An 11,543-nucleotide genomic window follows, 5' to 3' on the forward strand; every position below is an offset into this window, starting at 1 on the left:
CTGGAGCGGGAAACGAGACTCGAACTCGCGACCCCGACCTTGGCAAGGTCGTGCTCTACCAACTGAGCTATTCCCGCGCCTTGTACCGTTAATAAATTCTTCACCGGTACGGGGTGCGCATTATACGAGAAATCGTTGCTGCTGCAAGCGTCTGAAAGCAAAAATTTTCGCTTTCAGCGCGTTTGCTGATTAAATCAGCAAACTGGTGATATCATGCGCACCCACAGCCCACTAAAGCTGCAAAAAGTGCTCGCGGTAGTAAGCCAGCTCTGCCACAGACTCACGAATATCATCCAGCGCCTGGTGCGTGCCGCCTTTTTTGAAGCCAGGAAGGATATCCGGTTTCCAGCGACGCGCCAGCTCTTTCAGGGTGCTCACATCCAGGTAACGATAGTGGAAATACGCTTCCAGCTCAGGCATGTACTTAAACAGGAAGCGGCGATCCTGCCCGATGCTATTGCCACAGATAGGCGAAGTGTTGGCCGGAACCCACTGTTTCAGAAACTCAATGGTCGCCAGCTCTGCTGCGCGGTCGTCAATCTTACTCTCCTTCACCCGCGCAACCAGACCGCTGTTGGTATGGGTGCGGACGTTCCACTCATCCATCAGCGCCAGCTGCGCATCGGACTGATGAACGGCCATGACTGGCCCTTCCGCCAGAATGTTCAGGTTGGCGTCAGTCACCAGGGTCGCAATCTCAATAATGCGATCGTGCGTCGGATCAAGTCCGGTCATCTCAAGATCAATCCAGATCAGATTCTGTTCATTTCCAGTAGCCATGCTGTTTCCTGCGGTTGCTGTAGTCGTCATTCACGATGAATAAGGTGTATCATAGACGTTTTGCCCAGCCGGGCGAAATCTGGCTAATGTTGTGAGGGTGAGTGAGTAAAAATAAACTGTCGAAAGGCCAACAACGTCGCGTAAGCGCTAACCACGATCGCCGTCTCAACCAACGCAGAGAGCGTCCGGAAGCGGATGACAACCTGTTTGGTGAAGCTGCAGATGGGGTCGTTGTCAGTCGTTTTGGCATGCATGCTGATGTTGAGGATAGCGCAGGCGTCGCCCACCGCTGCAATATCCGCCGCACTATCCGCTCGCTGGTGACTGGCGACCGGGTGATGTGGCGCCCCGCCACCAGCGGCGGCAAAGGCATTGTTGAAGCGGTGCATGAGCGCACCAGTGTATTAACCCGCCCCGATTTTTACGACGGCGTGAAGCCGATGGCGGCGAATATCGATCAGATCATCGTCGTTTCAGCGATCCTGCCGGAACTGTCGCTGAACATCATCGATCGCTATCTGGTTGCCAGCGAAACGCTGGATATCGAACCGTTGCTGGTACTGAACAAAACCGATCTGCTGGATGACAAGGCGCGCGCCTTTGTCGATCAGCAGATGGATATCTATCGCGATATTGGCTATCGCGTGGTGATGGTCTCCAGCCGAGCGAAAAACGGCCTGGACGATCTGAAAGCGGCCTTAACCGACCGTGTGAGTATTTTTGCCGGTCAGTCGGGGGTTGGTAAGTCGAGTCTGCTGAATGCCCTGCTCGGCTTCGACAAAGAAGAGCAGGTCGCGATTCTGACCAACGAAGTTTCGGATGGCTCAGGCTTAGGCCAGCACACTACCACCGCATCGCGCATGTATCACTTCCCGGACGGCGGTGACGTGATCGATTCTCCTGGCGTGCGTGAGTTCGGTTTGTGGCATCTGGAGCCGGAACAGGTTACCCGCGGGTTTGTCGAATTCCGTGCATACCTGGGCGATTGCAAATTCCGCGATTGTAAACACGGCAGCGATCCTGGCTGTGCCATTCGTGAAGCGGTCGAACAGGGGAAAATCAACCGTTCCCGTTTCGATAACTACCACCGTATCCTGGAGAGCATGGCGCAGGTAAAAACGCGTAAAAATTTCCCTGATGGTGAAAGTTAATCGGTATAACCGCGTCTGAACAGATAAGCCGGCGCATTTTGCGAAGTGCGTTCCAGTCGTGCGTCCAGACCGTGCAGCGTGCCGGAAATCGGGTATAGTCGCCATCTGAACGGGGCGCTGCTACAATCCGCCCCTTTTTTACAACGTCCTAAAATAGCCAGGAGGCTAAGGTGTTTGATCGTTTAAAACTCGGCTTGAATCATATTCTCCCGAAGAAATGGCTGACTGAACTTGCCGGTTGGGGCGCCAGTCGCCGCGGTGGTTGGTTGACCAAACTGGTCATTGACATCTTTGTCTGGTTTTACAAAGTCGACATGGCGGAAGCGCGTAAGCCCGATACTGCCAGCTATCGCACCTTTAATGACTTTTTTGTCCGTCCGCTGAAAGACGATGCACGTCCGGTGGATGCCGACGCCAGCCTCATCGCCCTGCCCGCAGATGGTGCTATCAGCCAGCTCGGCCACATTGAAGGCGATCAGATTTTCCAGGCTAAAGGTCATCACTACACTATCGATGCCCTGCTGGCGGGTGATGAGCAGATGGCAGCCCGTTTTGTTGATGGCGAGTTCGTCACCACCTATCTGGCACCGCGTGACTATCACCGCGTCCATATGCCGTGCAACGGCATCCTGCGTGAAATGATTTATGTGCCTGGCGACCTCTACTCCGTCAATCCGCTGACCGCGCGTAATATTCCTAACCTGTTCGCCCGTAACGAGCGCGTTATCTGTTACTTCGAAACCGACATCGGGCCGATGGTACAGATCCTTGTCGGCGCTACTATTGTCGGCAGCATTGAAACCGTCTGGGCTGGCACCATCACGCCACCGCGTGAAGGTGTAATCAAACGCTGGCACTATCCGGCTGCGGATGATGAAGGCGCCGTAGTGCTGCTGAAAGGTCAGGAAATGGGACGCTTTAAACTCGGCTCTACCGTCATCAACCTGTTTGCTCCGGGCCGCGTCAAACTGGCTGAAAGCCTGGAAGCAGAAAGCAAAACCCGTCTGGGTCAACCGCTGGCGATTGCGCTGCCGGTCGCGACAGACATTTCCGACGTCATCGTCGATTAAATTGAGTGTCCTCTGTGCGTTCGATTCTCCTCCTGCTGCTGAGCTTGTGGCTCAGCAGCCCGGCCTTCGCGGCCAGCCTTCCTGACGCCAGCCAGCTCAAACAGCAGCTGGAAGAGGTAAAATCGGCCAAAAGCTCACCGTCTCAGACGGAGCAGATCCAGACGATTGAAGCCGCCCTGAACTTCCTCTCTGAACGCGATGAATCGCTGGAGCGCGCGGCGCAATATCAGCAGGTCATTGATGACTTCCCGCGTCTGGCGCGCGAACTGCGTCAGCAGATTGCTGCACTGAGTGAAAGCGGGAAAACCGTGCGCAACAACATGAGCAGCGCCGAGCTGGATCAAGAGATCCTGCAGGTCAGCAGCCAGTTGCTGGAAGAGGGTCGCCAGGCACGGCAGGAGCAGGATCGGGCGCGGGAAATCAGTGATTCGCTGTCGCAGCTGCCACAGCAGCAGACTGAAGCACGCCGGGCGATGACGGAGAGTGAACGCCGACTGCAGAGCGTCAGCAGCAGTTCGCCGCAGGGTCAGCTGCAACTGGCGGCGCGTCAGGCAGAAAGCGCCGCAAATAAAGCGCTGGTCGATGAACTTGAGCTGGCACAACTCTCCGCCAACAATCGTCAGGAACTGGCGCGGATGCGGGCTGAAGCCCACCAGCGTAAAGCGACTCAGCTCGATAACTATCTGCAGGCGCTGCGCAACCAGCTCAACGATCAGCGGCAACGTGAAGCGGAAGTCGCACTGGCCCGCACCGAGCAACTGGCGGAAAATAGTGGCGATCTGCCGCCAGAGATCAGCGATCAGTTTCGGGTTAACCGCGAACTCTCGGTTGCCCTGAATCAACAGGCGCAGCGCATGGATCTGGTGGCGTCGCAGCAGCGACTGGCCACCAACCAGATTATTCAGGTCCGTCAGGCACTCTCTACCCTGCGTGAGCAGTCGCAGTGGCTGGGTGCCTCTAATCTGTTGGGCGAAGCGCTGCGGGCGCAGGTTGCGCGTCTGCCAGAGATGCCGAAGTCACAGCAGATTGATAATGAGATGGCACAACTTCGCGTGCAGCGTCTCTATTATGAGGATTTGCTGGAGCGCCAGGATGCACTGCGTAAGGGTCGGCAGGCTGATGGTCAGCCCCTATCCGCAGATCAGAAACGTATTCTTGATGCGCAGCTACGCACGCAGCGCGAACTGCTCAATTCTTTGATCTCCGGTTGTGACACGCTGATTCTGGAGATCACCAAGCTCAAGGTCGGCAACACGCAGTTGCAGGATGCGCTGACGGAAGTCAAAGAGGCAACGCACCGCTATCTGTTCTGGACCGCCGACGTCAACCCGATTGGTTTAAGTTATCCGCTGGATCTGGCCAAGGATCTTTCCCGTCTGCTGTCGCTGGATACGCTGGGACAACTCGGCAAAGCGATGGCAATGATGTTCACCAGCCGTAACTCGGTGCTGCCGATAATTGGTGCGTTGCTGCTGGTCGGCTTCAGCATCAGTTCGCGCCGCCACTTCAATGCTTTCCTCGAACGCTCCGCAAGCAAAGTCGGCAAGGTCACCCAGGATCGTTTCCGCCTGACCATCCGTACCCTGTTCTGGTCGATTCTGGTGGCGCTGCCGCTACCGGTGTTGTGGGGTGCGCTGGGTTATGGCCTGCAGAACGCCTGGCCCTACCCTATCGCCGTAGCCATTGGTGATGGCATTACCGCCACGCTGCCGCTGCTGTGGGCATTTATGATCAGCGCCGCCTTTGCCCGTCCTAACGGACTGTTCATTGTGCATTTCCGCTGGCCGCAGAATCGGGTGGCGCGCGCTATGCGCTACTACTCGCTGAGCATCGGATTGATTGTACCGCTGATTATGTTGCTGATTGCCTTTGGCAATCTGGAAGATCGGCAGTTCTCCTCATCGCTGGGCCGTCTCTGTTTCATCCTGATCTGCGGGGCAATAAGCATTGTTACCGTGAGCCTGAAGCGTTCCGGGATTCCGCTCTACCTCGATAAAGAGGGGAATGGCGAGAATATGGTGAACCGGATGCTGTGGAACCTGATGATCGCCATGCCGCTAATGGCTGCCCTCGCCTCCGCCGTGGGTTATCTGGCTACTGCGCAGGCGCTGCTGGCGCGACTGGAGACCTCCGTCGCCATCTGGTTCCTGCTGCTGGTTATCTATCACATTATCCGGCGCTGGATGCTGATTCAGCGTCGCCGTCTCGGCTTTGATCGCGCCCGTCAGCGCCGTGCCGACATGCTGGCTAACCGTGCGCGCAGTGAAGAAGAGAAAGAGCAAGGCTCTCTGAACACTGACGCGATTGAAATTGAAGAGCCGGTGATTGATCTTGATGCGATCAGTGCACAGTCGCTACGGCTGGTGCGCTCTATCCTGATGCTGATCGCCCTGGTCTCCGTGATTGTGCTGTGGTCAGAAATCCATTCGGCTTTTGGCTTCCTGGAGAATATTCAGCTGTGGGACGTCAGTACGTCTGTGCAGGGCGTAGAGTCGATTCAGCCCATCACCCTGGGCTCGGTGCTGATCGCCATTCTGGTATTTATCATCACCACTCAACTGGTGCGTAATATGCCTGCTCTGCTTGAGCTGGCGCTGTTGCAGCATCTTAATCTGACGCCCGGAACCGGTTATGCCATCACGACCCTGACCAAATATCTGCTGCTGCTGATTGGCGGGCTGATTGGTTTTTCAATGATTGGTATTGAATGGTCGAAGCTGCAGTGGCTGGTTGCCGCGCTGGGTGTGGGATTGGGGTTTGGTTTGCAGGAGATTTTTGCTAACTTTATCTCGGGTCTGATTATCCTGTTCGAAAAGCCGATTCGTATCGGCGATACCGTGACGATCCGCGACCTGACCGGCAGCATTACGCGGATTAACACCCGAGCGACCACCATTACGGACTGGGACCGCAAAGAGATCATCGTGCCGAACAAGGCCTTCATCACCGAGCAGTTTATTAACTGGTCGCTGTCCGATTCAGTGACCCGAGTGGTACTGACCATTCCGGCTCCCGCGAAAGTGAGCAGTGAACAGGTAACCACCATTCTGATTCAGGCAGCTGAACGTTGCAGCTATGTCCTGGACACGCCGCAACCTGAAGCCTTCCTGGTCGATCTGCAGCAGGGGATTCAGTTGTTTGAACTCCGTGTGCATGCTGCTGAGATGGGACACCGTATGCCGCTGCGTCATGAGCTGCATCAGTTGATTCTGAGCGGATTTGCTCAGCATGGTATCGAGATGCCGTTCCCGCCGTTCCAGATGCGTATGGAAACGCTGGGCAAGAAGCTGCCTGCCAGCAACGGTACGCCCGCAGCCCGCGCCTACAAATCTGGCGGACTGTAATGAAAACGCCCGGCTAAGCCGGGCGTTATTTCAAGTCTGAGCCATCAGTTACTGCTTAACGAACTCTTCGCCCTGAGCGATATCTTTCTTCAGCGTATCCAGCATGCCTGACAGCGCCTGCTGTTCGAAAGCGCTGAGGGTTCCAATCGGCTTGTGCTCAGCAATCCCGTTTTTACCCAGAAGAAGCGGCTGTGAGAAGAAACGGGCATGTTCACCCTCACCTTCCACGTAAGCACACTCCACCACATTCGCCTCACCCTTCAGAGCACGAACCAGTGACAGGCCGAAACGTGCGGCCGCCTGGCCCATCGACAGCGTGGCCGATCCGCCACCCGCTTTGGCTTCCACCACTTCGGTACCGGCGTTCTGAATACGTTTGGTCAGATCCGCAACTTCCTGCTCGCTGAAGCTGACGCCTTTAACCTGCGACAGCAGCGGCAGAATGGTCACGCCAGAGTGGCCGCCAATCACCGGAACTTCTACCTGATCAGGCTGCTTTCCTTTCAACGCCGCCACAAAGGTATTGGCGCGGATGATATCCAGCGTGGTCACGCCGAACAGACGATTTTTGTCGTAGACGCCGTGCTTTTTCAGCACTTCTGCTGCAATGGCAACAGTGGTATTGACCGGATTGGTGATCACGCCAATCAATGCTTTAGGCGCCGTAGTGGCAACCTGTTCAATCAGGTTACGCACGATACCCGCGTTAACGTTAAACAGGTCAGCACGATCCATACCCGGTTTACGTGCAACACCTGCGGAAATCAGTACCACATCGGCACCCTGCAAAGCGGGTGTTGCGTCTTCTCCACTAAACCCCTCAATAGCCACTGCAGTAGGAATATGGCTGAGATCAACGGCAACGCCAGGCGTAACCGGCGCGATGTCATACAGTGAAAGTTCTGAACCTGCGGGAAGCTGGGTTTTGAGCAGAAGTGCGAGCGCCTGGCCTATGCCGCCAGCGGCACCGAGAACGGCAACTTTCATTCTTAACTCCTTATTAAGGTGGGGCAGAGATGGGCCGAAATTCTATCTGTGTCAGACCTTAATCAACTGCTCAGGCTATGATAAATATCCGCTGTTAATTCTACGTGTTTTCACACTTAATCGCCGGATTCAAAAGTTACTTATCATTGCACCTGAATGACCGACAACTTTGCCGTCGTCAGACAGAGAACGGCTACGAGCGTTTTCTGTTACTACACCACCAATAATATAACAACTTTGCAACCTTCGCCTTCCGGGGCTGTGACGGGGGTTTTGGTCTGAGCAGATTTATTTGCTATTATCGCCGCCCGCTAGCCGCCCGAACCCTGCTCATCAATCGACCGATTGCATAAAAATGCATTTAAATGCATAATCACCACTCTGCCGCAGGCGGCTGCGCGGTTATTCTCTCTATTTATTGGTAACCTATGCGAAACCCATCGAAACAAGACGATCTGATCAAGGCTTTCAAAGCCTTATTAAAAGAAGAAAAATTCAGTTCCCAGGGCGAAATTGTTCAGGCGCTTCAGGATGAGGGCTTTGAAAATATCAATCAGTCCAAAGTGTCGCGAATGCTGACCAAGTTTGGCGCAGTGCGCACCCGCAATGCCAAGATGGAGATGGTCTATTGCCTGCCCGCTGAGCTGGGTGTGCCGACAACCACAAGTCCGTTAAAAAACCTAGTACTGGATATCGACTACAACGATGCGCTGGTCGTGATTCATACCAGCCCGGGCGCAGCACAGCTGATTGCACGCCTGCTGGATTCACTGGGTAAGTCGGAAGGGATTCTTGGCACCATTGCTGGTGATGACACGATCTTTATCACCCGTGCGCGCGACTTCACGGTTAAGCAGCTGCACAGCGCAATCCTAAACCTGTTTGAACAGGAACTCTAATCGCTGACTGACGGCCTGCACTCCCGCGCCAGGTCGTCAGTTTGTTCTCTCTTCCCGCCGCCTTGCGTCACACTGCTCCGCTGCTTGATGAGTAATAAGCCAGCTTTCATGCACCTGTCCATTGGTCAGATCGCTTACTCTGCTTCACCTTTTGCGCTATTTTACACTGCTTTACATCACTGATCCGGCACCATTGCCCGGATCCAGATCAAACTCCAGTCCGATACCCCCTCTACTTTCGCACTAAACGTTAAAGTGATCTATCTCACTGTTTTTGTGATTAAAAACAGACAAAAGGCTATTTTTTATCCGTTTTTTATAACGTTAAGTTATTAAAAATAGCCATAAGGATAAAGAATCACAAAAAAACATTATTAGCCGGGTATTAATTTCTGTCGTTATTAGTTCTATACTTCTTTTCGTGATGCAAATCACACTAACTAAAAAGATAAAAATAGACGACGAGGAAATATCTATGAACGTTAAAACTACCATCGCTGCCCTGAGTATTCTCTCTGCCCTCTCATTTGGTGCTGTGGCAGCAGAATCTATCGATGCTTCTCAGGCACAGGATCTGCAGGCTGTTGGCACCATCAGTGTCAGCGGCGTATCTGGTTCACCCATGGATATTAAGCAGAAACTGAGCGACAAAGCCGATCAGCAGGGCGCAAAAGCCTATCGCGTGATTGAGGCCTATAACAACGGCAATTATCACGCTACCGCTGCACTGTACAACTAAGGCGTAACCTAATAATGCCATCAGCTCTCTGTCTGACGCGCCTTTTGCGCTCCGGAGAGCTGAAGCAAAACCTTCAGGAGAATTGCCCATGAAAATGAAATTAGTGATTGCCGCATTGAGTCTGGCATCCCTGTTTTCAGTAAGCGCCAGTGCTGCAAGCCTGGTATCTAATGAACAGGCACAGGGCCTGCAGCCAATGAATCAGACCATCAGCATTGGTGGCCGTAACGGCGACCAGACGCACATCCGTCAGGTGCTGTCAGAGAAAGCCGATGCCCAGGGCGCAAGCCACTATCGCATCATCGAAAACAACCAGGACAACACCTGGCATGTTACCGCTGAGCTTTATAAATAATTAACCGTGATGACGCCTGAATAGCGTCAGAAAATATCGACGACCCGCCTTTACGAGTAACCGCAGGTTGTTGATTGTATTGAGGATATAATCATGAATATCAAAACAACCATCGCTACAGTCAGTCTGCTTTCTGTTATGGCGTTCGGCGCATCAGCCGCACAGCTGGTAACCGGCGATCAGACTCAGAACCTGCAGCCTGCGGGCACCGTAAGCATCAGTGGAACCGCGGGTGCACCAATGGATTACCGCGCTGAGCTTTCACAGAAAGCGGATGAACAGGGTGCCAGCGCCTATAAAGTTATTGAAGCGCGCACCGGTGATAACTATCACATCACCGCACAGCTTTATAAGTAATTCCTCGTCAGATCTATGACGAACCCTTTGGCCCCGCTCGCCGGGGCCTTTTTTCATCTGACGTTTTATCTGACGTTAAAGTGCAGCCGACCTTCCAGCTCCTCTTCAGCTTCATCAAATAACAGGATAAGCGCGCCATAGCGCCGTCGCTGTCCCCTGCCCAGATTGACGAACTCAATCTCCAGCGGCATGGGTAACAGATCGCCCGTCACCACATCCCATAATCCATCCAGATCGCAGATGCGGCGTTCCTCCAGCGCAAATCGCTCGGCAAACTGGCGGAAGAAATGGGCCTGGTCGACAATTTCATTAAAATCAAAACGCTCGATTTTCATGCTGACGGCTCCCATGCTCCGTCTGCGGACGGCCTTAGCCGCCCGACTGTGTCCGCTAGCTCAAACCGCCCAGATGCAGCGCTTTGACCTCCAGATACTCTTCCATGCCGAGCACCGAACCTTCACGGCCCAGCCCCGACTCTTTCACACCACCAAATGGTGCCAGCTCGGTTGAAACTGCACATTCGTTAATGCCGATCATGCCGCTTTCCAGCGCGGCTGAAACACGGAACACCCGTTGCAGATTCTGAGTGTAAAAGTAAGCGGCGAGGCCGAATGGCGTATCGTTGGCGCGGTGAACCACGTCCTCTTCATCATCGAAGCGGAAGCAGGCGGCTACCGGACCAAAAGTCTCTTCCTGCGCGAGTTGCATACCTTCGTGCGCCTCGGTAATTACGGTCGGCTGCCAGAAGTTGCCGCCCAGCGCATGTCGCTCGCCACCCGCCAGTAATTTGCCGCCTTTGGCTACCGCATCTTTTACGTGCTGCTCAACCTTCTCCACCGCCGACGCTTCAATCAATGGTCCAACAATCACGCCTTCGTCCATGCCGTTTCCCACCTTAAGCTTGTTCACTTCGGCAGCCAGTTGCTGAGTGAAACGGTCATAGACGGCATTGTGGATGTAGAAACGGTTAACGCTGACGCACACCTGGCCCGCATTACGGAATTTGTTGGCAATCGCCCCCTGCACAGCGGCATCAATGTCGGCATCGTCGAACACGATGTACGGGGCATTCCCCCCTAACTCCATCGACACTTTTTTCATGGTTTCGGCAGCATTACGCATCAGTAGCTTGCCTACCTGGGTGGAGCCGGTGAACGAGATTTTACGCACTGCTTTGCTGGCCATGATCGCATCGCTGATGGCATGGGTATCACCCGCCACCGCGTTCAGTACACCATCCGGCACGCCCGCCTGCTTTGCCAGCGCCAGCAGGGCAAAAGCGGAGAGTGGCGTGTTATTGGCAGGTTTAATAATGCCGGTGCAGCCCGCCGCCAGGGCTGGCCCCAGTTTGCGGGTCAGCATCGCCATCGGAAAATTCCACGGCGTGATGGCAGCCACCACGCCAATCGGTTCACGGGTTGCCAGAATACGGGAACCCGGTTTTGCTGGCGGAATGATCTCACCATTGGCCCGTTTCGCCTGCTCGGCAAACCACTGAATGAAACTGGCGGCGTACTCAACTTCCCCTTCCGCCTCTTTCAGGGGCTTGCCCTGTTCGGTCGTCATCAGCTGTCCCAGCCAGCGCTTGTTTTCAATGATCAGCTGGTACCAGCGAGTGAGAATTTCAGCGCGCGCTTTTGCGGTCTGCGCCCGCCAGGCAGGAAAGGCACGCTCTGCGGCGGCGATAGCCTGTTCTGTTTCAGCTTTACCGGCTTTTGCCACCTGCGCAATCATCTCGCCGGTCGCCGGATTGGTCACGTCAAAGGTAGAGGCAGCCTGATGCCACTGGCCGTTGGCTAAATAGCCAGTCTGGAACAGTTCGCTCTCTTGCAGTGATTTCATTGATTCGCTCCTGTCAGTT

At 54.4% G+C, this 11,543-nt stretch carries 11 protein-coding genes and 1 tRNA gene; 7 read left to right on the forward strand and 5 right to left on the reverse strand.

Features of this window, described 5'->3' with window-relative positions; all coding sequences use genetic code 11:
* Window position 1: 1 nt before the first annotated feature.
* Window positions 2–77: transfer RNA gene (locus AC2LB6_RS20530), tRNA-Gly, on the reverse strand.
* Between the two features lie 154 nt (window positions 78–231).
* On the reverse strand, window positions 232–780 hold the full coding sequence (orn, locus tag AC2LB6_RS20535; protein ID WP_090966237.1) for an oligoribonuclease: 549 nt from the start codon (window positions 778–780) through the stop codon (window positions 232–234).
* A 101-nt stretch (window positions 781–881) separates the two neighbouring features.
* On the opposite strand from orn, the gene rsgA reads away from it, so the two are divergent.
* The 3 genes from rsgA to mscM all read left to right on the forward strand — a co-directional run bounded on the left by rsgA (window position 882) and on the right by mscM (window position 6,345).
* Window positions 882–1,931, forward strand: coding sequence for a small ribosomal subunit biogenesis GTPase RsgA (gene rsgA / locus AC2LB6_RS20540; protein ID WP_490094925.1), 1,050 nt, complete (start codon window positions 882–884; stop codon window positions 1,929–1,931).
* 170 nt (window positions 1,932–2,101) lie between these two features.
* On the forward strand, window positions 2,102–3,001 hold the full coding sequence (asd, locus tag AC2LB6_RS20545; RefSeq protein WP_090966242.1) for an archaetidylserine decarboxylase: 900 nt from the start codon (window positions 2,102–2,104) through the stop codon (window positions 2,999–3,001).
* Window positions 3,002–3,015: 14 nt separating this feature from the next.
* The gene (mscM, locus tag AC2LB6_RS20550) at window positions 3,016–6,345 is read left to right on the forward strand and encodes a miniconductance mechanosensitive channel MscM (RefSeq protein ID WP_490094926.1); all 3,330 of its coding nucleotides are present in this window, start codon (window positions 3,016–3,018) and stop codon (window positions 6,343–6,345) included.
* 48 nt (window positions 6,346–6,393) lie between these two features.
* Here mscM and mdh read toward each other — a convergent pair whose 3' ends face one another.
* Window positions 6,394–7,332: a malate dehydrogenase gene (gene mdh, locus AC2LB6_RS20555; RefSeq protein WP_490094927.1), complete on the reverse strand. Its 939-nt coding sequence runs from the start codon at window positions 7,330–7,332 to the stop codon at window positions 6,394–6,396.
* Window positions 7,333–7,760: 428 nt separating this feature from the next.
* Between mdh and argR the strand changes: the two genes are divergently transcribed.
* The 4 genes from argR to yhcN (AC2LB6_RS20575) all read left to right on the forward strand — a co-directional run bounded on the left by argR (window position 7,761) and on the right by yhcN (AC2LB6_RS20575) (window position 9,682).
* Window positions 7,761–8,231 carry a transcriptional regulator ArgR gene (gene argR, locus AC2LB6_RS20560; protein WP_009087485.1) on the forward strand — a complete coding sequence of 157 codons (471 nt, stop codon included), beginning with the start codon at window positions 7,761–7,763 and terminating at the stop codon, window positions 8,229–8,231.
* A gap of 475 nt (window positions 8,232–8,706) precedes the next feature.
* Window positions 8,707–8,970 (forward strand): peroxide/acid stress response protein YhcN, encoded by a 264-nt coding sequence (yhcN, locus tag AC2LB6_RS20565; RefSeq protein ID WP_090966248.1) that lies wholly within the window; start codon window positions 8,707–8,709, stop codon window positions 8,968–8,970.
* Window positions 8,971–9,058: 88 nt separating this feature from the next.
* The gene (locus tag AC2LB6_RS20570; RefSeq protein WP_490094928.1) at window positions 9,059–9,325 is read left to right on the forward strand and encodes a YdgH/BhsA/McbA-like domain containing protein; all 267 of its coding nucleotides are present in this window, start codon (window positions 9,059–9,061) and stop codon (window positions 9,323–9,325) included.
* Window positions 9,326–9,418: 93 nt separating this feature from the next.
* Window positions 9,419–9,682 (forward strand): peroxide/acid stress response protein YhcN, encoded by a 264-nt coding sequence (gene yhcN / locus AC2LB6_RS20575; protein WP_090966252.1) that lies wholly within the window; start codon window positions 9,419–9,421, stop codon window positions 9,680–9,682.
* 65 nt (window positions 9,683–9,747) lie between these two features.
* On the opposite strand, the gene AC2LB6_RS20580 is transcribed toward yhcN (AC2LB6_RS20575), so the two are convergent.
* Both AC2LB6_RS20580 and AC2LB6_RS20585 read right to left on the reverse strand, forming a co-directional pair.
* Window positions 9,748–10,017: a barstar family protein gene (locus AC2LB6_RS20580; protein WP_090966317.1), complete on the reverse strand. Its 270-nt coding sequence runs from the start codon at window positions 10,015–10,017 to the stop codon at window positions 9,748–9,750.
* 55 nt (window positions 10,018–10,072) lie between these two features.
* Entirely contained in the window at window positions 10,073–11,524 is a 1,452-nt protein-coding gene (locus AC2LB6_RS20585) for an NAD-dependent succinate-semialdehyde dehydrogenase (RefSeq protein WP_490094929.1), read from the reverse strand.
* Window positions 11,525–11,543: the final 19 nt, after the last annotated feature.

Source organism: Pantoea sp. RCC30.1 (genome assembly GCF_058148845.1).

What these genes read in the sequence shown, in the direction of transcription:
- orn (WP_090966237.1), bottom strand. Translation starts at nt 780, where the DNA reads ATGGCTACTGGAAATGAACAGAATCTGATCTGGATTGATCTTGAGATG.
- mdh (WP_490094927.1), bottom strand. Translation starts at nt 7,332, where the DNA reads ATGAAAGTTGCCGTTCTCGGTGCCGCTGGCGGCATAGGCCAGGCGCTC.
- argR (WP_009087485.1), top strand. Translation starts at nt 7,761, where the DNA reads ATGCGAAACCCATCGAAACAAGACGATCTGATCAAGGCTTTCAAAGCC.
- yhcN (WP_090966248.1), top strand. Translation starts at nt 8,707, where the DNA reads ATGAACGTTAAAACTACCATCGCTGCCCTGAGTATTCTCTCTGCCCTC.
- AC2LB6_RS20570 (WP_490094928.1), top strand. Translation starts at nt 9,059, where the DNA reads ATGAAAATGAAATTAGTGATTGCCGCATTGAGTCTGGCATCCCTGTTT.
- yhcN (WP_090966252.1), top strand. Translation starts at nt 9,419, where the DNA reads ATGAATATCAAAACAACCATCGCTACAGTCAGTCTGCTTTCTGTTATG.
- AC2LB6_RS20580 (WP_090966317.1), bottom strand. Translation starts at nt 10,017, where the DNA reads ATGAAAATCGAGCGTTTTGATTTTAATGAAATTGTCGACCAGGCCCAT.
- AC2LB6_RS20585 (WP_490094929.1), bottom strand. Translation starts at nt 11,524, where the DNA reads ATGAAATCACTGCAAGAGAGCGAACTGTTCCAGACTGGCTATTTAGCC.